Source organism: Aminobacter aminovorans (assembly GCF_900445235.1).
Classification (GTDB): Bacteria; Pseudomonadota; Alphaproteobacteria; order Rhizobiales; family Rhizobiaceae; genus Aminobacter; species Aminobacter aminovorans.
Genome location: NZ_UFSM01000001.1, coordinates 4925747 through 4946803, shown reverse-complemented (window position 1 = coordinate 4946803; position 21057 = coordinate 4925747). Strand labels below are relative to the sequence as shown.

At 63.2% G+C, this 21057-nt stretch carries 22 protein-coding genes and 1 pseudogene; 11 read left to right on the top strand and 12 right to left on the bottom strand.

Annotated features, from left to right (window positions below; all coding sequences use genetic code 11):
* Nucleotide 1: 1 nt before the first annotated feature.
* The gene (gene truA, locus DY201_RS24400) at nt 2-754 is read left to right on the top strand and encodes a tRNA pseudouridine(38-40) synthase TruA (protein WP_115733452.1); all 753 of its coding nucleotides are present in this window, start codon (nt 2-4) and stop codon (nt 752-754) included.
* A 3-nt stretch (nt 755-757) separates the two neighbouring features.
* On the opposite strand, the gene DY201_RS24395 is transcribed toward truA, so the two are convergent.
* Nucleotides 758-1297, bottom strand: a complete 540-nt coding sequence (locus DY201_RS24395) for an Lrp/AsnC family transcriptional regulator (protein ID WP_115733451.1) — start codon at nt 1295-1297, stop codon at nt 758-760.
* A gap of 48 nt (nt 1298-1345) precedes the next feature.
* Between DY201_RS24395 and DY201_RS24390 the strand changes: the two genes are divergently transcribed.
* A complete protein-coding gene (locus tag DY201_RS24390; RefSeq protein WP_115733450.1) occupies nt 1346-2512 on the top strand; it encodes an MFS transporter in 1167 nt (388 codons plus the stop codon).
* 16 nt (nt 2513-2528) lie between these two features.
* On the opposite strand, the gene DY201_RS24385 is transcribed toward DY201_RS24390, so the two are convergent.
* A complete protein-coding gene (locus DY201_RS24385) occupies nt 2529-3125 on the bottom strand; it encodes a transporter (protein ID WP_115733449.1) in 597 nt (198 codons plus the stop codon).
* Between the two features lie 10 nt (nt 3126-3135).
* On the bottom strand, nt 3136-4323 hold the full coding sequence (dapE, locus tag DY201_RS24380) for a succinyl-diaminopimelate desuccinylase (protein ID WP_115733977.1): 1188 nt from the start codon (nt 4321-4323) through the stop codon (nt 3136-3138).
* 210 nt (nt 4324-4533) lie between these two features.
* Here dapE and DY201_RS24375 point away from each other — a divergent pair, with 210 nt between their 5' ends.
* Together DY201_RS24375 and DY201_RS24370 are read left to right on the top strand one after the other, a co-directional pair.
* Nucleotides 4534-6321, top strand: a complete 1788-nt coding sequence (locus tag DY201_RS24375; RefSeq protein WP_115733448.1) for a diguanylate cyclase — start codon at nt 4534-4536, stop codon at nt 6319-6321.
* Nucleotides 6322-6423: 102 nt separating this feature from the next.
* A complete protein-coding gene (locus DY201_RS24370; protein ID WP_115733447.1) occupies nt 6424-7443 on the top strand; it encodes a 2-dehydropantoate 2-reductase in 1020 nt (339 codons plus the stop codon).
* On the opposite strand, the gene DY201_RS24365 is transcribed toward DY201_RS24370, so the two are convergent.
* The 4 genes from DY201_RS24365 to dapD all read right to left on the bottom strand — a co-directional run bounded on the left by DY201_RS24365 (nt 7440) and on the right by dapD (nt 9806).
* Complete coding sequence (locus DY201_RS24365; RefSeq protein ID WP_115733446.1) at nt 7440-8138, bottom strand: hypothetical protein; 699 nt, start codon at nt 8136-8138, stop codon at nt 7440-7442. The two genes, DY201_RS24370 and DY201_RS24365, sit on opposite strands and share 4 nt — an antisense overlap.
* A gap of 23 nt (nt 8139-8161) precedes the next feature.
* Nucleotides 8162-8533 (bottom strand): DUF805 domain-containing protein, encoded by a 372-nt coding sequence (locus tag DY201_RS24360; RefSeq protein WP_115733445.1) that lies wholly within the window; start codon nt 8531-8533, stop codon nt 8162-8164.
* Nucleotides 8526-8879 (bottom strand): DUF805 domain-containing protein, encoded by a 354-nt coding sequence (locus DY201_RS24355; RefSeq protein ID WP_115733444.1) that lies wholly within the window; start codon nt 8877-8879, stop codon nt 8526-8528. Before DY201_RS24355 ends, DY201_RS24360 begins: the two co-directional genes overlap by 8 nt.
* Nucleotides 8880-8951: 72 nt before the next feature.
* On the bottom strand, nt 8952-9806 hold the full coding sequence (gene dapD / locus DY201_RS24350) for a 2,3,4,5-tetrahydropyridine-2,6-dicarboxylate N-succinyltransferase (protein WP_115733443.1): 855 nt from the start codon (nt 9804-9806) through the stop codon (nt 8952-8954).
* 143 nt (nt 9807-9949) lie between these two features.
* Here dapD and DY201_RS24345 point away from each other — a divergent pair, with 143 nt between their 5' ends.
* A complete protein-coding gene (locus DY201_RS24345) occupies nt 9950-10789 on the top strand; it encodes an LOG family protein (protein ID WP_108609491.1) in 840 nt (279 codons plus the stop codon).
* A 6-nt stretch (nt 10790-10795) separates the two neighbouring features.
* Here the strand turns inward: DY201_RS24345 and DY201_RS24340 are convergent.
* Nucleotides 10796-11641, bottom strand: a pseudogene (locus DY201_RS24340) (DUF817 domain-containing protein); the annotation flags it as partial.
* Nucleotides 11638-12348 (bottom strand): pyrimidine 5'-nucleotidase, encoded by a 711-nt coding sequence (locus DY201_RS24335; protein WP_115733442.1) that lies wholly within the window; start codon nt 12346-12348, stop codon nt 11638-11640. The pseudogene DY201_RS24340 and the gene DY201_RS24335, both read right to left, overlap by 4 nt.
* 177 nt (nt 12349-12525) lie before the next feature.
* Between DY201_RS24335 and DY201_RS24330 the strand changes: the two genes are divergently transcribed.
* The 3 genes from DY201_RS24330 (at nt 12526) to DY201_RS24320 (ending at nt 16220) form a co-directional block, all read left to right on the top strand.
* On the top strand, nt 12526-13287 hold the full coding sequence (locus tag DY201_RS24330) for a GGDEF domain-containing protein (protein ID WP_115733976.1): 762 nt from the start codon (nt 12526-12528) through the stop codon (nt 13285-13287).
* Nucleotides 13288-13676: 389 nt separating this feature from the next.
* Complete coding sequence (locus DY201_RS24325) at nt 13677-15173, top strand: MFS transporter (protein WP_245432088.1); 1497 nt, start codon at nt 13677-13679, stop codon at nt 15171-15173.
* Nucleotides 15174-15314: 141 nt separating this feature from the next.
* Nucleotides 15315-16220 (top strand): DMT family transporter, encoded by a 906-nt coding sequence (locus DY201_RS24320; protein WP_115733441.1) that lies wholly within the window; start codon nt 15315-15317, stop codon nt 16218-16220.
* A 4-nt stretch (nt 16221-16224) separates the two neighbouring features.
* Here the strand turns inward: DY201_RS24320 and phhA are convergent, their stop codons facing one another.
* Complete coding sequence (phhA, locus tag DY201_RS24315) at nt 16225-17058, bottom strand: phenylalanine 4-monooxygenase (protein ID WP_115733440.1); 834 nt, start codon at nt 17056-17058, stop codon at nt 16225-16227.
* 132 nt (nt 17059-17190) lie between these two features.
* Here phhA and DY201_RS24310 point away from each other — a divergent pair, with 132 nt between their 5' ends.
* Nucleotides 17191-17667, top strand: coding sequence for an Lrp/AsnC family transcriptional regulator (locus DY201_RS24310; RefSeq protein WP_115733974.1), 477 nt, complete (start codon nt 17191-17193; stop codon nt 17665-17667).
* Between the two features lie 7 nt (nt 17668-17674).
* Here the strand turns inward: DY201_RS24310 and DY201_RS24305 are convergent, their stop codons facing one another.
* The gene (locus DY201_RS24305; RefSeq protein ID WP_115733439.1) at nt 17675-18457 is read right to left on the bottom strand and encodes a DUF1194 domain-containing protein; all 783 of its coding nucleotides are present in this window, start codon (nt 18455-18457) and stop codon (nt 17675-17677) included.
* Nucleotides 18458-18614: 157 nt separating this feature from the next.
* Nucleotides 18615-19517, bottom strand: a complete 903-nt coding sequence (argB, locus tag DY201_RS24300; protein WP_172582946.1) for an acetylglutamate kinase — start codon at nt 19515-19517, stop codon at nt 18615-18617.
* Between the two features lie 178 nt (nt 19518-19695).
* Here argB and DY201_RS24295 point away from each other — a divergent pair, with 178 nt between their 5' ends.
* Both DY201_RS24295 and DY201_RS24290 read left to right on the top strand, forming a co-directional pair.
* On the top strand, nt 19696-20235 hold the full coding sequence (locus DY201_RS24295; protein WP_067965623.1) for a sigma-70 family RNA polymerase sigma factor: 540 nt from the start codon (nt 19696-19698) through the stop codon (nt 20233-20235).
* Entirely contained in the window at nt 20232-20963 is a 732-nt protein-coding gene (locus DY201_RS24290; RefSeq protein ID WP_115733438.1) for an anti-sigma factor, read from the top strand. Before DY201_RS24295 ends, DY201_RS24290 begins: the two co-directional genes overlap by 4 nt.
* The last annotated feature ends 94 nt before the right edge of the window (nt 20964-21057 follow it).

The following is a 21057-nucleotide window of genomic DNA, read 5'->3' as shown; positions in this document are numbered from 1 at the left end:
TATGCCGCGCTATCGCCTCGATCTCGAATATGACGGTCGTGCCTATGCCGGGTGGCAGCGGCAAGCCGGCCTGCATACCGTGCAGGCGGCGATCGAGCAGGCGATTCTGAAATTTTCGGGCGACGAAATCTCGTTGCGTGGCGCTGGTCGCACCGATGCCGGCGTGCATGCCACCGCGCAGGTTGCCCATGCCGACCTGACCAAGGCGTGGGCCGACGACAAGGTGCGCGACGCCGTCAACGCACATCTGCAGATGGCCGGCGAAACCGTTGCCATTCTCGCCGCGCGGCAGGTGCCGGATGAATTCGACGCCCGCTTCTCCGCCACGGGCCGGCACTACATATACCGCATCCTCAACCGCCGTGCGCCGGCAGCACTCGACCGCGGCAAGGTCTGGTGGGTGCCCAAGCGGCTCGACCACGAGGCGATGGCGGCCGCCGCCAAGCTTTTGCTTGGCCGACATGATTTCACCACCTTCCGCTCTACCCAGTGCCAGGCCAACAGTCCGCTGCGGACGCTCGCCCAACTCGACGTGGCGCGTATTGACGACGTGATCGAGGTCAGGACGTCAGCGCGCTCGTTCCTGCACAACCAGGTCCGCTCGATGGTCGGCAGCCTGAAACGGGTCGGCGAAGGCGGATGGACAGCCGACGATCTCAAGGCAGCACTCGAGGCGCGCAATCGGGCCGCCTGCGGTCAGGTGGCGCCGCCCGATGGGCTGTATCTCAGCGGCGTCGACTACCCGGTGACCTAGCTCCTAATACAGCGGCTGCGCCATGTGCTTGGGCGCCGGCCAGTCTTGGGTGATGCCAGGCTGCACTGGCCGTTCCAGATAGGTCGACAGCACGACATAGCTGCGTGTCGAAGTTACGCCCGGCGTGTCGTAGAGGCGCGCAAGAAGCCCTTCGAGCGCGCGCGTGTCCTCGGTCCGCACCTTGAGCAGCAGGCAGGCGTCGCCGGCAACGGTGTGTATCTCCTCGACCTCGGGAAACGACGAAACGGCCATCAGTTCGGGTGTCTTGCCCCAGCCCCTCGTGTCGACATGGACGAAGGCCAGCAAGGGCTTGCCCATCGCCTTGGGATCTGGCATCGCCACGGTCTGGCGGATGGCGCCTGACCGGCGCATGCGCTTGACCCGTTCGTGTGCTGCCGGCGCCGACAGGCCGGCTTTTTCGCCCAACTCGGCGTAGGAGACTGTCGCGTCCTCGACCAGGACGCCTAACAGCCTTCGGTCGGCCGCGTCGACCGTGCGCTCCGGCAAACGGTTCTGCCGAACGGTGTCTGTTTCTTCATCCATCGGGAAATTCTCCGTTGAAGCTGAACATCATTCGGCGAATATGCGCTCATGTCGAACTCTGATCAATTGTTACCTGCCCTAGCCGAACCCGTGGCCCGCATCCCCAGGGCCGCCTATCTGCTGACGGGCTGCATTGCCGTCATCGGCTCCAATTCGCTGGTCCTCGGACCGATCGCGCCCGAGGTAGCGGTTGGCTTCGGCAGTTCCGTGCCCACGGTCATGACGGCGGCGTCGGCATTCGGATTGGGCACCGCGGCGAGTGCCCTGTTCCTTGCCCGCTACATCGACCGCTTCGGCGCCAAGCGCATGCTGCAATGCGCGCTGGCGCTGCTGGCCGTAGCCCTTGTGGCGAGTGCTGCTGCACCTCAGGTCATCGTGCTGGTCGCAGCACAATTGATCGCCGGCATTGCCGCTGGCATTGCACTGCCGGCGATCTATGCCAGCGCCGCTGCAGTAGCGCCTCCGGGCCGCGAGAGCGGGACCATTGGCGTCGTGCTGACTGGCTGGACGCTGTCGATGGTAGCAGGCGTGTCTCTGTCGGCGGTGCTCGCCGACCTCGTTCACTGGCGCGCGGTATTTGCAGCAGTGGCACTGCTCGCGGCCATCGCGCTTCTGGCGATTTCAGCGATGTCTGCGGACGACAAGCCTGCCGGAGGTGTCGCGCCCGCACCGCTGGGGGCGCTGGCAACGCCTGGAATCGTGCCGCTGCTGATTGCCTGCGGTGCCTTCATGACGGCGTTCTACGGCGTCTATGGCTATCTCGGCGACCATTTGCACCAGGCGCTCGGCCGGCCGGTCAGCGCCAACGGCCTGGCCGCTATTTCCTACGGCATCGGTTTCGGTGCCGCAGCACTGCTCGACGGCATCGTCGACCGGCTCGGTGCCCGGCGCGTCATGCCGATCGCCTATCTCGGCGTGGCGGCCATCTATGTGCTGATATCAGCCGTTGCAGGCAATTTTGCCGTGCTGATCGCCACCATGGCCTTGTGGGGGCTGGGCAACCATTTCGGGCTGAACGTGCTGGTCATGCGCCTGTCGATGCTCGACCCTGGCAGGCGTGGCACCATCATGGGGCTGAACAGCGCGGTGACCTATCTCGCCGTGTCGGTCGGCACCACCGCCTTCGGTCCGCTCTATGCCAGCTACGGCTTCGCCGCCTCGTCCATCGTTGCGGCGGTGCTGATGCTGGGCGCAGCTGCGGCTGCCTGGCGTTGAGCTCCATGGCGGCGGGTCAGGCCGGCAATGTGATCCCGAGCAGGGCTTGAAGCGAAAACAGCACCAGCAGCGAAACGAAGAACATGCCGGTGAAGACGGCCGATCCGATCGCCGCACCCTTGCCGATTGTGGCATTGGTCATGCGCCAGGTGAACGCCATGGACAGGGCGAAAACAGCCAGCGACAACAGCATCGTGACGTTCTCAGCTGCCGGCAACAGCATGCGGGTGAGGGCCGCCGGCAACATCAGCCAGGCGATGATCGCCGACGTCCAGTTGCTGGCGACGACATAATGGACGAAGCGGTCCCCGATGCCGACGCGCGGCGCCACAAGCGCAAGCGCAATCAGCGGCAAGACCCAGGCGCCGATATCGACCATGGCGAGCCGCACGACGATGCCAAAGCGTCCGGCGAAGGTCGCCGTCTCCAGCGCGACGTCGTTTGACACGCCTGCCCAGCCGACAACGAGTGCCGGTACCGCCACCAGAATGGCAAAGAATGAATTCCAGAAGCCGTCGGCGCTGAGGTCGAGCAGGCGCAGGCCGTCGGCTTTGCCCAGCATCAGCCGCCAGGCACCCGCCAGGTTCTGCTCGATTTCATTGCTTGTCAGCATCAGTTTTTCGTCATCCGAACCAGTCTGCGAGGAACTGCTGGTAGACCTGTGTCAGCTGTTCGAGCTCGGCAAGCGGCACACGCTCATCGACCATATGCATCGTCTTGCCGACAAGCCCGAACTCGACGACCGGGCAGTAGTCCTTGATGAATCGTGCGTCTGAGGTGCCTCCCGTCGTCGACAGCTTGGGCTTGCGTCCGGTGACGCGCTTGATCGATCCGGCAAGAGCGTCGATCAGCTTGTCGTTGCGGGTCAGGAAAACGTGGCTCGGCCGGTCGCGCCAGACCAGCTCGAATTCGATCGGCTCCTTGCGCCCCTTGCGGTACTTCTTGCGCCCGCTCGCCTTGTCCAGTCGGTTGTGGATCTCGGCCTGCAGCGTCTCGGCCGTCCAGGTTTCGTTGAAGCGGATGTTGAAGGTGGCGGTCGCCCTGGCCGGAATGACGTTCGTCGCCGGGTTGCCGACGTCGAAGGTGGTGACCTCCAGGTTCGAAGGCTGGAAATCCTTGGTGCCCTTGTCGAAGACGGGATTGAGCAGCGCGTCGACCAGCGTCATCAGCCCGCGCACCGGATTGTCGGCGAGATGCGGGTAGGCGGCATGGCCCTGCCTGCCATTGACGTTGATGGTGGCCGACAGTGAGCCGCGGCGGCCGATCTTGATCATGTCGCCCAGCGCGTCGGGGTTTGTCGGTTCGCCGACCAGCGAGGCATCCCATTTTTCGCCGCGCGAGGCCGCCCATTCGAGCAGCTTGACCGTGCCGTTGATCGAAGGGCCTTCCTCGTCGCCGGTGATCAGCAGCGAGACTGAACCCCTGGGGCCGCCATGGGTTTCAACGTGGCGGGCAACCGCGGCGATGAAGCAGGCGATGCCGCCCTTCATGTCGACCGCGCCGCGGCCATACATCTCGCCATTGTCGATCGCGGCCGAAAACGGCGGGTGCTTCCACGCCGCCTCGTCGCCGACGGGTACCACATCGGTATGGCCGGCAAACATCAGATGCGGTCCATTGCCCGAGCGGCGCGCGTAGAGGTTCTCGACGTCAGGCGTGCCGTCCTCGGAAAAGGTCGGGCGGTCGACAGCGAAGCCAAGCGGCTTCAGCATGGTCTCAAGTGCCGTCAGCGCACCGCCCTCGGCTGGCGTAACCGACGGGCAGCGGATGAGGGCGGCGAGGTTCTCGGCGGGATCTGTAGGCAGCTTCATGGCGACAGCGATAATCGAATCGCCGGTTCCTGTCACGACGGTCGATTGTACCAGCGACGTCGGCCTCCAGCTTCGCAAAAGCGTGACGTGAATTCGAGCCGCCCTGCAGGACGGCCAAGGTGCGGTACCGCGGTAGCAGCGGCCGACGTCAACAGCGATTTTAAGCCTGTCCTTAAGTCTCCTGCAATCAGCGACGGCTATTGTCTTGGCATGAGAATCGCCACGATCACCCATTGGGCCTACGGCATCACTGTCGTCCTGACGGCGCTTTCCGGCGTTTCGTTCATGCTGTCGTCCAACAGCGCCCTCCAGGAGCGTGCCGCGGCCGAAGAACATCTGACACTCGACACACTGGCCGAAGAACTCGCCCTTGGCGCTGAAGTCCGCAGCGACGAGGCGAGGCTTTACGTGATGCGTGGCGAGGAACGTCATCTCCAGGCATTCCGCGCGCGCGAGATTGCGGAACGGCGGTTGGAGGCTGTCACGTCGGAACTGGCGGCACGCGATCCAGCGCCGGCGGAGGTGGCGGCGATACAGGCGATCGATGGCCAGGCGGAGGAATTGGACAAGATCGAAGCCGCGGCCATCGAAGCGTACCAGAATGGCAACAAGGCGGCCGCACAGGAGGCCCTCTTCGGCGCCGAGCACGAAAGGGTCCAGAACGCGCTGCTCCAGACGGTCGCCCATTTTCGCGACCTGACCGCCGTGCGCACGACTGCAACACTGGATGCGGCTCGCGAGCGCAGCAACTGGTGGAGCCTTGTCGCCAAGATCATGCTGGCGACCACAGGGGCGCTGTTTCTGGCGGTGCTCTATTTCGTTCTCAGTCGACGGGTGGCGACGCCGCTGCGCCACATGACCGGGATCGTCAGCCGGCTGGCCAGGCAGGATTACAGCGTCGAGCTCCCGATCCATCGTCGGGCCGACGAAATCGGCGAGATGAGCGACGCGATCGAGGGCTTCCGTACAAATCTGATCGAGCGCGAAAAGCTCGACGCCGAACGGCTTGCCGACCAGCATATGAAAGACCTCATCCTCCAGATGATGCACCGCGTGCAGGCATGCCGTGACCAGGTGGAACTGACTGATGTGATCGTGCGCTTTGCGCCCCAGATTTTCCCTGAGCTTGCCGGCGGCCTTTATGTCCTCAATGAAGGCAAGACAGCGCTGGCACGCGCCGGCCTGTGGCTCGATCCGGAACATTCCGCGTCGGAGTTCCCAGCCACCGCATGCTGGGGCCTGCGGCGCGGACGCTCGCATCACAGTGGCGTCAATGGCGCTGACGTTCCGTGTCAGCATGTAGATCCGCCAGGGGTGGCGACGCTCTGTGTTCCGCTCACCGCCCAAGGCGACATGATCGGGCTGCTCTATCTTGAAGAGCGCGAAGATGGCGCGCTTGAGCCGGCAGGGCCGCGGCTTTATCTCGAACTGATCGCCGAGAATGTCGGCCTCGCCATTGCCAATCTGCAATTGCAGGAGAAGCTGACCGCCCTTGCCGTGAGCGATCCGCTGACCGGCCTGTTCAACCGTCGGTTCCTCGACGAGACGCTGCGGCGGCACGCCCGAGACCGCAGGGACGAGCCGCTCGCCTGCCTGATGATCGACATCGACCATTTCAAGCGCTTCAACGACCAGTTCGGACACGATGCGGGCGATCTCGTCATGCAATTCGTCGGCCAGTCCCTGCGCGAAGCCTGCGCGTCTTCCGGCGATGCCTTCCGCTTCGGTGGCGAAGAGTTTACGGCACTTCTGCCGTCGTTTGGCGAGGCGGACGCCGTGGCGCTTGCCGACTTGCTGCGCGACAAGATCGGCAGCGTCGCACTCTCCCATGCCGGCCAGGTTCTCGGCGCGGTCTCCATATCCGTAGGCGTGGCGGCTTCGCCTACGGGCGGTTCGGTCGAGACACTTGTGACGCGCGCCGACGCCGCCCTGCTGGAAGCGAAAGCCGGCGGCCGCGACCGGACCATCGCCGCAAGCAAGATCAGAAAGTCTGCCTGAGGCGCTCGGCGCATGTCGACGCTGGACGATGCCATGTTCTGGAGCGCGCAGGCATTGTCAGGCGGGGGCTGCCGCTGCTTAAAGTGGGCTGGGGGAGGGCCTATGGCCAAGGACCACCAATCTATCGTCATTGCAGGCGCCGGCAGCATTGGTTGCCACGCCGGGGCGTGCCTGGCGCTGGCCGGGCGCGACGTGACCCTGTTGGCTCGGCCTCGCGTCGCTGACGCGATCAATGCCGGCGGCCTGCGGGTCAGCGACATCGATGGCTTTGATCGCCTGCTAGGCGATGGTGCAATCCCGCTCGCAGTCGACCCCTCGGTGCTATCGCACGCCGATGTCGTGCTGGTTGCGGTGAAGAGCGGCGATACCGCCGCAATGGCCGAGCTTGTCGCCCGGCATGCGCCGGAAAGTGCTGTCGTCGTCAGCCTGCAGAACGGCATCGACAATGTTGACCGGCTCCGGGCGGTGCTCGGCCGACGCCGGGTTGTCGCTGGCATGGTGCCGTTCAACGTCGTCCAGTCGGCCGAAGGTGAAATGCCGTTTCACGTCCACCGCGCCAGCGCCGGCACTGTGCTGATCGAGGCCGGGGACGAGGGCTTGCGCAAGCTGCTCGACGTTGCGGGCTTTGCGGTCGTCACCCACGCCGACATGCCGGCCGTCCAGTGGGGCAAGCTTTTGATGAACCTCAACAACGCGCTTGTGGCCTTGTCGGGATTGCCCCTGGCAGCACAACTGGCGGACGCCAGATGGCGCCGTATCCTCGCCACTCAGATCGACGAGGCGCTGGCAGCGATGAAGGCGAAGGGCATCGCACCGGCGAAGGTAGCGGCCGTGCCGCCTGCGCTGCTGCCCACTGTGCTGCGCCTGCCGGATTGGCTGTTCCTGCGCCTGGCAAGGCGCATGCTGGCCATTGACCCAATGGCGAGGTCGTCGATGTGGGAGGATCTCGAAAGGCGGCGGAAGACGGAGATCGGTGCGCTGCAGGGCGTGGTCCTTGGGTTGGCGCGCAAGGCGGGCACGCCGGCCCCGCTGACCGAGAGGATCGTCGCCCTGATCCACGACGCGGAAACCAGGGGCAAGGGTTCGCCAAGGCTGCCGCCGGAACAGGTCGCGGCCAACTAGCGCCGGGCCGTTTCGATCATCGTGATCTTCTGCCAGATCTTGCGCGAAAGGTTTGAGCCGAGGTCCTCGATGTCGTTGACCGCCTTCATCACGACGTCGTCATTGACCGATTGCGCGAACAGGGCGGCCAGCTTGCCGGTCAGCGACAGCATTTCGGAGCAATAGTCGAGATAACGCGCGAGGTCGGCGGAGTTGGTTATGCGCGCCGGCGAATGCGGGGTTGGGCTGAAACTTTCAGACAGTGTTGCCGGGTCCTTGGTCAACTGGTGCATGTCGATGACATGGATCAGCGAGCGCAGCCCATGCAACTGCCTGAACGTCCGCTTGCGCTTGATATGCTCCTCTGCGCGGATCAGCGCGAGGAAACCGAGCCCGGCGAGGATCAGCGTGTTGAGCGAGGCCTCGATGCCTTGCACGAAATCGAAGGCGCCGGTCGAGATGCGGTCGAACGACAGGATCGTGCCGATGAACAGGAAGATGCCGGCGCCCGATGCGATGGCGAGGCCGATGAGGACACGCAGCCACCAGATCGGCTGTTCCAGCGCCTTTGCCGAAGCGGCGAGATCGCGAGCCAGGCGCACCAGTTCCTGGCTGACACGGGCGGGGCCAGCATCGGGAAAACGCTCCGTGACGCGCTGGCTCAGCCTCTCGGCGGTTGCGATGATCTTGGCGGGGTCGAGCGTTCTGTAGGACATCGCACCCGAACCCTTGCCCCAGACTACTTCGGCGCGTTCGTGTGGTCGCCGAACTGGTTCGGACCCGGCGTGCCGGGGAAGAAGCACAGCGCGATGAAGGCGAAGATCGAGACCACCGGAATGAACAGAGCAACTGCAAACAGGCCGGGCTTGTCGAAGTCGTGCAGGCGTTTGACGCTGAAGGCGATATGCGCCCACAGGAAGGTCAGGAAGGTTGCGCCGAACAGCAGTGACCACATCTGTGCGGCGCCGCTGTCAGGGTGCACGCGCATGGACTGGTAGAGCGGGAACGACATCACCACCAGCATGAACAGGAAGCCAAGCAGATAGGCCGCGCGGTTGACGCGGCCCGAGAAGCGAAAGAACAACCAGAAGAGCTGGGATTTGTCAGGCAAGTGGGTCCGGTCCGAATTGGTTGGCGCCCCTGGTGCCTTCGAGGATGCCGAGTTCGACCAGGATCCAGATGGCGCCGATGACGGGCACGAGTGCAATCAGGCTCCACCAGCCCGACTTGTCGCGGTCATGCCAGCGTTTGGCATAGATTGCCAGCGCGAAATAGATCATGCCGATGCTGACGATGATCGAGATGACGCCGGCGCCTGAATCGCCGATGTCGAGACCGAGCATCATGTCGAGCAGGTTGGCAACGATACTGACGACGATCATCACGCCGATGCCGGCCCAGAACTTGGCCCGGTTGATGCGACCATCGAAGCTGGTCAGAAGATACTTCCAGTCCATTTCACCCCTCCGAAGCTAACCGGCGCACATATTCCGCGCGCCGGTCGAAGTTGCTTTGGATCGAGTGAAAGATCAATCGCGCAGCAGTTCGTTGATCGAGGTCTTGGAGCGGGTCTTGGCGTCGACGCGCTTGACGATAACGGCGCAATAGAGGCTCGGCCCGGCTTCGCCGTTCGGCAGCGGCTTGCCTGGCACGGAACCCGCAACGACGACCGAATTGGCCGGAACTTCGCCATAGAACACTTCACCGGTGGCGCGGTCGACGATCTTGGTCGACTGGCCAATGAACACGCCCATGCCGAGCACCGAGCCTTCGCGCACGATGCAGCCTTCGACGACCTCAGAACGCGCGCCGATGAAGCAGTTGTCCTCGATGATGGTCGGGCCAGCCTGCATCGGCTCAAGCACGCCACCGATGCCGACGCCGCCGGACAGGTGCACGTTCTTGCCGATCTGGGCGCAGGAGCCGACCGAGGCCCAGGTGTCGACCATGGTGCCGGTGTCGACATAGGCGCCGACATTGACAAAGGACGGCATCAGCACGGCGCCAGGGGCAACGAAGGCCGACTTGCGCACGACGGCCGAGGGCACGGCGCGGAAGCCGGCCTTTTCGAAGTCGACAGCGCCCCAGCCGTCAAACTTGGACGGCACCTTGTCCCACCACGATGCGCCGCCGGGCGCACCCGAGATCAGCTCCATCGGGTTGAGGCGGAAGGACATCAGCACCGCCTTCTTGAGCCATTGGTTGACCTGCCATTTGCCGTCGTCCTGGCGCTGGGCGACGCGGGCCGTGCCCTTGTCCAAAAGGTCGAGCGCGGTCTCGATGGCGTCGCGGACTTCGCCACGGGTCGACGTCGAAATGCCGTCGCGTTCCTCGAACGCCCGATCGATGGTCTTTTCCAGGCTGGCGAGATCGGGCTTCGACATAAACATCTCCGTTACGGGCCGTTAAGGTTAAGGCTTCTAAGCTGGCACAAAATCGCGCGGACCCTATTTCAGGCTTATCTGGGGGTCAATCGCGGTGACGCCGCGGAATGTCGCGGGCAACGAAATTTGAGGTCGAGCATAGAATGAATCCAATGGACAAGGCTGGCTGGACGCCGCTGCCGCACTCCGACGAGGATCTGGAGCGTTCAAAGAGCGTGCCCGACACGCCGCAGACACGCGCCTCGACCTACAGGCTTGCCTGGAACGACGAAGACTTCATGACCCAGCGCGACCTGCGCCCGGTGCGGCTGCAACTCGAACTCCTCAAGACCGAGATGATCCTCGCCGAGCGCGGTATTCGTTCGACGGTCATTTTGTTCGGCGGCGCGCGCATCCCGGAACCGGGCGGCGAAGCCTGGGCGGCGAAGAACGAAACGCAGCGCAAGAACCTTGAGGCCAACAGCCGCTACTACGAAGAAGCGCGCAAGTTTGCCCGCCTCTGCTCGCAGCATTCGGCCGCGTCCTATTATCGTGAGTTCGTCGTCGTCACCGGTGGCGGCCCTGGCGTGATGGAAGCCGGCAATCGTGGCGCCGATGACGTCGGAGCGCCGTCAATCGGCCTCAACATCGTGTTGCCGCACGAACAGGCGCCCAACGCCTATGTCACGCCGGAACTGTGTTTCAATTTTCACTACTTCGCCATCCGCAAGATGCATTTCGTCATGCGCGCCAAGGCTGTAGCGGTTTTCCCCGGCGGTTTCGGCACGATGGACGAATTCTTCGAAACGTTGACGCTGATCCAGACCGGACGCATGGAGCGCGTGCCGGTTATCCTGTTCGGCAAGTCATTTTGGGAGCGGGCGATCGATCTCGATTTCCTCGCCGACCAGGGCACGATCACGCCCGGTGACCAGGACATCATCGACTTTGTCGACACCGCCGATGAGGCCTGGGACATCATCGCCAAATTCTACAGCCTTTGAGCCGGTGTCCAGCGGCCGCGGCCGGTGGACGAGTGTCACCAGCACGAAGGAAATGATCATCAACAGATACCAAGCGCCGAGCTTCTGGATCGAAACCGGCGTCCAGCCGTCGTGCTGACCGGGATAGATCCAGGCGCGCGACCAGGTGCCGATGTTCTCGGCGAACCAGATGAACAGCGCGACCAGCAGAAAGCCGAGCAGCAGCGGCATGCGGTGACGGAAGCGGAAGACGCGGTAATGCACGACAGTGCGGAAGTAGAGTGCCGCGGTGACTGCAAACAGCCCATAGCGGATGTCGATGATGAAATGGTGGGCGAAGAAATTGACGTAGATCGCCGCGCACAACAGCACAGTCGCCCATAGCGGCGGATAAGACGTGTAGCGCATGTCGAAGATGCGACTGACGCGGGCGAGGTAGGAGCCCACGGCCGCATACATGAAGCCGGAAAACAGCGGCACGTCGCCGATACGGAACAGGCTGTCTTCCGGGTAGGCCCATGAGCCGGCCTGTGTCTTGAACACTTCCATCGCGGTGCCGACGATGTGGAAGATCAGGATGACCTTGGCTTCCGACGGCTTTTCCAGCTTGAGTGCCAGCATTGCCAGCTGAACGGCGACGGCCGAGAGGAACAGGAAGTCGTAGCGTGCCAGTGCGGCCCCATCCGGCCAGCACAGCTTGGTCGCCATGATCAGCGCCAGCATGGCGCCGCCGAACAGGCAGGCCCAGGCCTGCTTCAGCCCGAAGACGAGGAATTCGACGACCGCGCCCGAGATACCTCCTTCGGGCAGGCGGTCGAGGACGGCATGTGCGGCCGCATCGATCCGCGCCTCGACGGAGGTGAAGCGGCTCAAGCGGCGTTGGCCTCGACGATCGTTGTCAGGAAGTTCGCGAGATCGTCGGTGACGTAGTCGACGTCGTCCTCGTGGGTCGGATCGCTCTCCCATATCTCGGAGAAGGTCGGTTCGAAATTGCGCGGCACGATCAGCACCGTGGTCATGCCGAGCGACTTCGGCACCGAAAGGTTGCGTGCAAGGTCTTCGAACATCACGGCGTTGGCGCCGGTCACCTTGTGCAGGGCGGCAAAGGTCTCGTATGGCTGGCGCGCCGGCTTGGGCGTAAGCCCTGCGGCGACGATGTCGAATATGTCGTCGAAATGGTCAAGGATGCCGAGCTGGCGCGCGGTGCGCTCGGCATGGCTGCGGTTGCCGTTGGTGAATATGAACTTGCGGCCCGGCAACTGGCGGATCGCAGCACCCAGCACCGGGTCCGGCACCAGCCAAGAATAGTCGATGTCGTGAACGTGCTCAAGGAACGCGTCGGGATCGATGCCGTGGCGCTGCATCAGTCCGTTCAGCGTGGTGCCATACTCGAGATACAGCTCTTTCTGCAGCTTGCGCGCGTCCTCGCGCGACAACGTCAGCAGCTCCGCTACATAGCCAGTCATCTTCACGTCGATCTGCGAAAACAGATTCGAATGGTGTGGATACAGCGTGTTGTCGAGGTCGAAGACCCAGTCGGTGACGTGATCGAAGCGAGCGGGATCGGGTGTGTCGGTCATGACGCCCTTATGCCACGGTTCGAGAATTTTGGAAGCACCCGCATAAGGCCAGCTTGGCACTCGACAATGGCCAAAATTCGGAGGACACCTGATTCAACAAGGTGGGTCAAATTTTAACTATCGATGAAAGATGACCTTCAGTTGATGCTGGCATTTCAAAGCCGGCAGGGAGTCGAAATGAGAATCGTCGTTCTTAAAACAACCGCTGTGACCTTGATTTCGATCTTGGGTTCGCTTGCACTGGTCTTGACGATCGTGCCGGCACTGGGGGGGAAAGTTGGCGCAATCGCCTGGCTGATGTGCTTGCTTTGTCCGCTGTTCATTGCAACCCCGCTTGGCTTCTTCACTTTCATGCAGGAAAGAACGCTGAAGCTTGCCCATGAAGATTTGACGCGGGCCCACTCCCAACTCGCCGCCGCCCATCGCCGCCTGTCGGAAAAGGCGAGCCGCGACGAGATGACTGGCATGCTCAACCGTGAGAACTTCTTTGCCGCGCTCGACGGCAGCCGGCGCAAGTCGGACCGCGGCGCGCTGCTGATTATTGACGCCGATCACTTCAAGCAGATCAATGACAGTTTCGGCCATCTGACCGGCGACCAGGCCTTGCTGCAGATCGCAGCCGCGATCACCCGCGGCGTGCGCAGCGGCGACATCCTTGGCCGCATCGGCGGCGAGGAGTTCGGCGCGTTCCTGGTGGGCGCGACGGTCGACGAAGCCAAGTTGGTGGCCGAGCGCATTCGCAGCGAAGTCGAGGCGCTGCGTTTCCAGCCGAGCGACGAGCGTGCCGTGCCGCTGACCGTCAGCATCGGCGGAACGGACTGCGAAGCGGAAGCAAACGTGTCCGAGTTGATGCGAAACGCCGACAAGCGCCTTTACGAGGCCAAGCGTCGTGGGCGCAACCGCGCGATCTTCGACATGGGCGTTTCCGAAGCCGCGTAACGGCGCGCGAATCGGTTATGTGACTTGCTTTGAGGACGGCGGCACCAGCCACCGTCCTTTTTGCTTTGGGATCGCCCGCCACCATTCGCCACGACGAACATCATGCACGAAAATCGCGGTACATTCCGGCCGGCGCGGGCCCAAAAATGAGCATGGGCTTAGACAGGCCGGACGATTCGCCCTAGATCGACTCTTGGGCCTCGAACTTGTCTGGGGGGCGCTGGCGCAACGTTTTTTCCGAGCCTGTCGAAACAGGGCGGTTCAGAACGACATCTATCCGCATGCTTGATGCGATCTCGAAGGCAGACAACTGGATGGTCGTTCGGTGCCCTACCGGCAGGTCGGGGTGGCAATCCAAGGATCGGCCTTCGCAGTCAAAGGAACCGGAAATGACATTTTCCCATAGCTCGCCGGCGACGCCCGGGGATGCCTATCCCAAGCGTTGGATCGCGATGGCGATCCTGCTTCTGGCGGGCTTCATGAACCTGATCGACGTGACCATCGTCAACGTCGCGCTGCCGCGGCTGCAATCCGGCCTTGGCGCGACGAGCAGCCAGATCGAATGGGTGGTGGCGGCCTATGTGCTGGCCTTCGCGCTTGGCTTGCTGCCGTTTGGCAGGCTCGGCGACGTGGTTGGCCGCAAGCGCCTGTTTCTGATCGGCGTTGCCAGTTTCACTGTCTTCTCCGCCCTGTGCGGCCTAGCGCCTACAATGACGACTTTGATCGTTGCACGCGTGCTCCAAGGTCTGGCCGGCGCAATGATGATGCCGCAGGTACTGGCGATCACCCAGGTGATCTTTCCGCCGCAGGAACGTGGTTTCGCCTTTTCGCTGTTTGGCTTGACGGCGGGCCTCGCCTCGGTCGCTGGCCCTCTGGCCGGTGGCATGCTGATCAGCGCGGACCTGTTTGGCCTCGACTGGCGGCCGATCTTCCTCGTCAACGTTCCGGTAGGCATCCTGGCGGTCATTGCCGGCCGGGCACTCATCCCCGACATGCCCGGCCGGCCTGAACTGACGCAGGATCCGCTCGGCATACTGATCGCCAGTGCGGCTGTCTTCCTGCTGGTGTTCCCGCTCATCGAGGGCCATGCCTATGGCTGGCCGGTGTGGACCTTTGTGATGATCGTGCTGTCTATCGGCGCAATGGTCAGCTTCTTCCTGCATCAAAAGGCGCGGGCGAAGGGAGAGAAAAGCCAGTTGCTGCCGGTGGCCCTGATGACCAACGGCAACTTTCTGCTCGGCTCGGTGATGACGATGACCTTCTTCTCCGGCGTCGCCGGCTTCTTCCTGGTCCTCGCCGTCTTCCTGCAAACCGGCTTCGGGCTGACGCCGCTGCAGTCCGGGCTAACGACGGTGCCGTTTCCCATCGGTGTGCTGCTGGCCTCGCTCATTTCGGGGCGGCTGGGCAGCCGCTGGCCGCAGCGGCGCATCGTCGCCGGCGCGCTGGTCATGGGCACTGGCATGGGCTGGCTGCGTTTCGTGGTCGCCGGCGTTGGTGACGCCGTCGACCACTGGCATTTTGTGCTGCCTCTGCTGATGTGCGGTTTCGGCATGGGCATAGCCATCTCGTCGCTTTTCCAGACCGTGCTGTCGACGGTGCCGCCGCGCGATGCAGGCTCGGGGTCCGGGGCTGTGCAGGCCTTCCAGCAGATCGGTGCTGCCCTCGGCATCGCCGTTACCGGACAGATCTTCTTCTCGACACTGGACGGCAGCGCGAGCGAGCTTCCGCACATTGCCTTTGTCTCCGCCATGGAGCGCGCACTGGTCTACGAGATGGTGGCATTCGCCCTGGTGGCTGGGATGGTGTTCTTCCTGAAACCGGCGGTTCCGCAAGGCGGCCGAGGCGAGGCTGTCGAGGACAGGCAACCGCTCCCCGTGGAGATGTGACGAGTTAATGGCGCGACCGATGTGACGCACCATTCATATGAATCGACACATCGCCCTGAAAACCATTCCGAATTTCAGGGCGATGCTGTAGAGGCGCAAGTGTGGCCGCTCCGGTCGCCTCCCAGCCGACACTGAGCCGACATGCCATTGTGGATTCCCATCACTATTGCCGCCGCCTTCCTGCAGAACCTGCGGTCGGTGGTGCAGAAGCACCTCAAAGGCGTGATGGGCACGACCGGTGCCACATTCGTGCGCTTCGGTTTCGGCTTTCCCTTCGCGCTGGCCTTTGTCGCGGTCCTGCATTTTGCCGTCGGCTACGAACTGCCGGCCCTGAACAGGACGTTCTTCATCTGGGCGGTGGTCGGTGGCCTTGGCCAGATTGCCGCGACCTTCCTTTTGATCCACCTGTTCTCGTTCCGGAACTTTGCCGTCGGCACCGCCTATTCACGCACCGAACCGGCCCAGGCGGCGCTGTTCGGGTTGTTGTTCCTCGGCGAACGCGCAACCGCAGGTGCTGTCGCGGCCATTGCCATCAGCGTCTTCGGCGTAATGCTGATCTCTGTCGCCCACACCGCATTTACCGCGCGCACGCTGGTGACCTCGGTGCTCAGCCGCAATGCGCTGATCGGCCTGGCCTCGGGTACGTTCTTCGGCATTTCTGCGGTTGCCTACCGCGCGGCGTCGCTGGCGCTCGGCGGGCCGAATTTCATGATGCAGGCGGCAGTCACTCTGGCCATCGTCATCGTCTTCCAGACGCTGCTCATGCTGGTCTGGATCCTGTGGAAGGAGCGCGACGAGTTGCCCCGCATCGCCAAAGCCTGGCGCCCGGCGCTGTTCACCGGCCTCGTCGGCGCCTCGGCCTCGTTCGGCTGGTTCATGGCGATGACGTTGCAGCAGGCCGCAATCGTAAAGTCGCTCGCCCAGATCGAGATGCTGTTCACTTTCGCGTCGAGCGTTTTCTTCTTCCACGAGCGCATCAACCGGCTCGAAATAGCCGGTTGCGTGTTGATCGTCGGCGGCATCCTGGTGCTGCTCGCTCTGGGCTGAACGCCTAGACCGTCGCGGGATCGCGCGGCGGCTCGGCTTTCCAGCGCTTGATGATGGCGGCCAGGTCGCTGTTCTGGAACGCATCTTTCAGCGTGTCGAACGACGGCAGTACGAAATAGGCGCGCTGGAATTTGTCGATCTCGTAGGTGGTGCGCATCACCGTCTCGATGTCGAACGGCACCTGGTGCGCGTCGACGCTTTCGACCGCGAACTGCAGCTCGGTGAAGGACGACATCAGGCCCGCGCCGAATGCCTTGAGCGGCTGGCCGGGTTCCTGCATCAGCCCGTATTCGGCGGTGTACCAGTAGAGCCGGGTGATCATCTCGTCGCCACCGAGTGCAATGAGGTCGGTCGCTTTCTCACCATACATCTGCATAAAATCGCCGAACACTGGTTGGCTCAGCACCGGCACATGGCCGAAGAAGTCGTGGAACATGTCGGGCTCGACGATGTAGTCAAGTTCGTCGCGGGTCCTCAGCCAGTTGGTGACGGGGAAGCGGCGGTTGGCCAGGTGATCGAAGAAGGGCTGTGCCGGGATCAGTCCCGGCACCGCCACGATCTCCCAGCCGGAGAGCCTGCGCAGCTTTTCGCTGACGTCGTGAAAGTCCGGGATGCGGTCGACGAGACCGAGTGCCGACATGCCGTCGAGATAGGATTTGTGCGCCAGCCGCTGGGTCAGCTTGGTCTGGCGGTCGCAAAGCGTGCGCCAGACATCCTGCTCGGCTGGACTGTAGTCGTATTTCTGCTCGACGGTGAAATCCGCACGGCAGACGCTGTAGTCGCCGCGCAGCCCCTGGGCCGCACACTCCTGTGCATAGTCTTGAACGCTCACGCTCATGGTCCGATCCTCCCCGGAAACAGCTTCGATGAGGAATCATAAGCGCTGGGTTCGAGCGGAATTCACCTCTTTACGCGCATTGAGCCTTGATTTGAGTTATGCTCACCCGAATGGCCGGAATGGATGGTGAAAATGCCTCAGTTTGACGAGTTCGAGATCAGGATGCTCGACATCCTGCAGCGTGACGGGCGCAAGCCGGTTTCCGAGATCGCGCAGGAGATCGGCCTGTCCAACACCCCTTGTGCCCGCCGCTTCGAGGCACTGCAGGAAGCCGGTGTCATCAAGGGGTTCTCGGCCCGCATCGGCCGCCGCGCGGTCGGCCTGATGGTCGAGGTTTTCGTCCAGGTACGGTTGGTCAGCCATAGTGACGATTCGCCGGAAAAGTTCATCGCCGCCGTGCAGCGCATGGACGAGGTATCGGCCTGCTGGACGATGACCGGTGACTACGACTTCCTGCTGCATGTCATGGTGCCCAACGTCGACGACCTCAACGCCTTCGTCATGCACCGGCTGATGCGCCTGCAAGGCGTACGTGACGTCCACACCCAGCTGGTGCTGCAGAACATCAAGGGCCCCGGCCACGTGCCGCTCGCGCATTTGCGGGGCTAGGGGGCGACTATGGATCGGGATAGGTGAGCGGGTAGCGCTCGCCAACGAGACAATTGACGGGTTTCGAGGCCTGGATTTTCAGTACGCCGGGTGCATCCGCGATGCCGCCGACTTCGAGCACGAGCTTGCGGCGGATGGCCGTGACGAACTCGGTTCCGAGGTGGATTGGCAGCACGAACGAGCCCGGCCCGCCGGTGACGCATTCGGAGTAATAGCGGTCGATGTCTTCGAGGCTGCCCGTCGGCCGGACGAGGATCGGCAGGCCGTTGATGACGATACCCTTTGCAACTGCATTGTCGCGGGCCACCTCAACCGGTGCACCGAGATTGTTCGGCCCGTCCCCCGATATGTCGATGACCCTCTTTTCGCCCCGGAAGACGTTTTGTTCCAGCAGGCTCGCACCGAACGCCACGGCGTTCGAGATCGACGTGCCGCCGGATCCGCCGATGGGCTTGACGGCGAGCTGGGCGGCGAAGGCGTCGGCGCTCGAAGCATCGTCGATGATATGCCATGGGATGACCGATTCTGGCCGCACGGTCCCTGCCCACTCGAAATAGGTGACCGCGATACGGCCGCTCGAGCCCGCCAGGACGGCATTGATGAAGTCGGGATGGCGCAGCGCCTTGACGTAGCCGGCGCGCCGAAGCGCAAACTCGCCTTCGTCCATCGAACTCGAAACGTCGACGGCCAGCACCAGTTCGACATCCACCGTCCGGTCGTCCACGTCCATGGTCGGCGTGGCAGGTAATTCGCAACCCGTGCACAGGATCAGCGCCAGCGCGGCCAGCATGGTTCATCGTCCGGGGGAACCCGGCAATCAGTGTGCGTCAATGCGGGAAAAATGAAAGCCGCAGCACTTCAACGCTTCGTGAACGTGAAGCCTGCCATTGAAGCGACAAGGCCGGCAACAGCCGGACTGTCTTTGTCCTTCGGCTCGATTTCGCTCCTTACGGAACGATCAGCGTTCCCGCGCCGTGCTCGGTGAACAGTTCGAGCAGCACCGAATGCGGGGTCTTGCCGTTGAGGATGACGACGCCTTCGACGCCGCGCTCGATCGCCTCGATGCAGGTTTCGACCTTGGGGATCATGCCGCCCGAAATCGTGCCGTCCTTGATCAGCGCCTTGGCGTCGGCGACAGTCAGCTCGTCGATCAGCTTCTTGTCCTTGTCGAGCACGCCGGGCACGTCGGTCAGGAACAGCAGGCGCGAAGCCTTGACCGCGCCGGCAATGGCGCCGGCGAAGGTGTCGGCGTTGATGTTGTAGGTGTGGCCGTCGCGGCCGGGGGCGACTGGCGCCAGCACCGGGATCATTTCTGAACGGGCGAGAAGGTCGAGCAGCGTGCGGTCCACCTCGACCGGCTCGCCGACGAAGCCGAGATCGATCACCTTCTCGATGTTGCTGTCGGGATCGACCATCGTCTTCTTGGCCTTTTCGGCGAAGACCATGTTGCCGTCCTTGCCGCACAGGCCGATCGCCCATTCGCCCTCGGCATTGATGAGGGCGACGATCTCCTTGTTGATCGACCCGGCCAGCACCATCTCGACGATCTCGACAGTCTTCTGGTCGGTGACGCGCAGGCCGCCTTCGAATTTAGATTCGATGCCCATCTTGGTCAGCATGGCGCCGATCTGCGGGCCGCCGCCATGCACGACGATCGGGTTGACGCCCGACTGTTTGAGCAGCGCGATGTCGCGGGCGAAGGCACGGCCGAGCTCGACATTGCCCATGGCGTGGCCGCCATATTTCACCACGACGGTCTTGTTTTCGTAGCGCTGCATGTAGGGCAAGGCCGCGGAGAGCAGGGCGGCCTGCATTTCGGCGGTGGCGGCGACGTTCGTCGTCATCGGCATGGTCCCGGATCGGTGGAAAAGGTCGGCGCGGTCTTAGCCGGAAACCGAGCAGGGGGCAAATGGTTCGATGGCCTGGCGCGCATGCTGTTTTGCCGGCGCGCTGCGGAATGTGGTTGCATGGCGCCCGACGATCTAAACAGCAGTTGCAAATAGTTTTGCGCCACGTAACTTGGCTGGCATGACGCCGCAGGACATCACCAAGCTGATTGTTCGGACCTCGATGAAGGACCGTGCGGCCTTCGATTTGCTCTACCGGCAGACGAGCGCGAAACTTTTCGGCGTGTGCCTGCGTGTATTGAACGACAGGGCAGATGCCGAGGAAGCGCTGCAAGAGGTCTTCGTCAAGATCTGGACGAAAGCGGACCGCTTCGCAGTTTCTGATCTCAGCCCCATTTCGTGGCTTGTCGCAATCGCGCGCAATCATGCGATCGATCGCATACGGGCGCGGCGTCAGGCGCCTCTCGCGATTGATGAGGCGCTGGAGGTCGCGGACCCGGGACCGGGGCCAGAGGCTGCAGCAGTGGCGGGCGGCGAAGCCGAGCGCATCCATGGCTGCCTGGAGGAGCTTGAAAAGGACAAGGCCGCCGCGGTTCGCGGCGCTTATCTCAAGGGGGAGAGTTACAACGAACTCGCGGACCGCCACGGCGTGCCGCTGAACACGATGCGTACCTGGCTGCGCCGCAGCCTGCTCAAACTTAGGGAATGTCTGGAAAGATGACGCTCGCGCAAGACAATGGACAGGAACGTGGAGGCGACGACCTAGTCGCCGCCGAATACGTTCTCGGCGTCCTGCCTGCCGACGAGCGGCTTCAGGCAAGTGCCCGCATCGATGGCGAGCCCGGTTTTGCCCGCATGGTCGACCAGTGGGAGGTGCATCTCGCCCCGCTCGCCGCGGCCTATCCAGAGATCGAGGCCCCGGCCTCGGTGAAGCCTGCGATTGACCGAAGGCTGTTCTCGGGGACCGCCACTTCGTCGGCTCCAAGCTCGCAGCCCTCCGCGGGCCTGTGGGCCAGCATCGCCTTCTGGCGCGGCCTGGCAACGGCCGCTGTGGCTGCCCTGGCGCTCTATGTCGCCATGCCCTACATCAACTCGCCCGCGGGGCTGCCGCAGGAGCGGCGTGTCGCATCGCTCGCCGCCGACGGCAGCGATGTCAAGTACATGGCGATGTTTGACGCCTCCACCGGCGAGGTCGGCCTTTCACATGTCGCCGGTGAACGTGCTGCCGGCAAGGACTTCGAATTGTGGATGATCGAGGGCGGCAATCCGCCAGTCTCGCTGGGCGTGATCCCGGCGGGTGCGACGATCCACTTGCCGATCAAGCAGGACATGCGCGCCAGGCTCGCGGCGGGTGCCGTGCTTGCTGTCAGTCTTGAGCCGACGGGTGGCTCGCCGACCGGTCAGCCGACCGGCCCAGTCGTTGCCGCCGGCGACCTGCGCGACATCTGATCCAGAAAAATTTGCTCGAATTTGTAACGGGCTGAAACTTTTTCCCTGTGCAGCCCGTACCTGTGAGTTTTGCCAAAGATTAGATTGAAGAAAG

Bases quoted from the DNA above. Each gene is read 5' to 3' on its own strand.
- truA (WP_115733452.1), top strand. From the start codon at position 2: ATGCCGCGCTATCGCCTCGATCTCGAATATGACGGTCGTGCCTATGCC.
- DY201_RS24395 (WP_115733451.1), bottom strand. From the start codon at position 1,297: ATGGATGAAGAAACAGACACCGTTCGGCAGAACCGTTTGCCGGAGCGC.
- DY201_RS24390 (WP_115733450.1), top strand. From the start codon at position 1,346: ATGTCGAACTCTGATCAATTGTTACCTGCCCTAGCCGAACCCGTGGCC.
- DY201_RS24385 (WP_115733449.1), bottom strand. From the start codon at position 3,125: ATGCTGACAAGCAATGAAATCGAGCAGAACCTGGCGGGTGCCTGGCGG.
- dapE (WP_115733977.1), bottom strand. From the start codon at position 4,323: ATGAAGCTGCCTACAGATCCCGCCGAGAACCTCGCCGCCCTCATCCGC.
- DY201_RS24375 (WP_115733448.1), top strand. From the start codon at position 4,534: ATGAGAATCGCCACGATCACCCATTGGGCCTACGGCATCACTGTCGTC.
- DY201_RS24370 (WP_115733447.1), top strand. From the start codon at position 6,424: ATGGCCAAGGACCACCAATCTATCGTCATTGCAGGCGCCGGCAGCATT.
- DY201_RS24365 (WP_115733446.1), bottom strand. From the start codon at position 8,138: ATGTCCTACAGAACGCTCGACCCCGCCAAGATCATCGCAACCGCCGAG.
- DY201_RS24355 (WP_115733444.1), bottom strand. From the start codon at position 8,879: ATGGACTGGAAGTATCTTCTGACCAGCTTCGATGGTCGCATCAACCGG.
- dapD (WP_115733443.1), bottom strand. From the start codon at position 9,806: ATGTCGAAGCCCGATCTCGCCAGCCTGGAAAAGACCATCGATCGGGCG.
- DY201_RS24345 (WP_108609491.1), top strand. From the start codon at position 9,950: ATGAATCCAATGGACAAGGCTGGCTGGACGCCGCTGCCGCACTCCGAC.
- DY201_RS24335 (WP_115733442.1), bottom strand. From the start codon at position 12,348: ATGACCGACACACCCGATCCCGCTCGCTTCGATCACGTCACCGACTGG.
- DY201_RS24330 (WP_115733976.1), top strand. From the start codon at position 12,526: ATGAGAATCGTCGTTCTTAAAACAACCGCTGTGACCTTGATTTCGATC.
- DY201_RS24325 (WP_245432088.1), top strand. From the start codon at position 13,677: ATGACATTTTCCCATAGCTCGCCGGCGACGCCCGGGGATGCCTATCCC.
- DY201_RS24320 (WP_115733441.1), top strand. From the start codon at position 15,315: ATGCCATTGTGGATTCCCATCACTATTGCCGCCGCCTTCCTGCAGAAC.
- phhA (WP_115733440.1), bottom strand. From the start codon at position 17,058: ATGAGCGTGAGCGTTCAAGACTATGCACAGGAGTGTGCGGCCCAGGGG.
- DY201_RS24310 (WP_115733974.1), top strand. From the start codon at position 17,191: ATGCCTCAGTTTGACGAGTTCGAGATCAGGATGCTCGACATCCTGCAG.
- DY201_RS24305 (WP_115733439.1), bottom strand. From the start codon at position 18,457: ATGCTGGCCGCGCTGGCGCTGATCCTGTGCACGGGTTGCGAATTACCT.
- argB (WP_172582946.1), bottom strand. From the start codon at position 19,517: ATGCCGATGACGACGAACGTCGCCGCCACCGCCGAAATGCAGGCCGCC.
- DY201_RS24295 (WP_067965623.1), top strand. From the start codon at position 19,696: ATGACGCCGCAGGACATCACCAAGCTGATTGTTCGGACCTCGATGAAG.
- DY201_RS24290 (WP_115733438.1), top strand. From the start codon at position 20,232: ATGACGCTCGCGCAAGACAATGGACAGGAACGTGGAGGCGACGACCTA.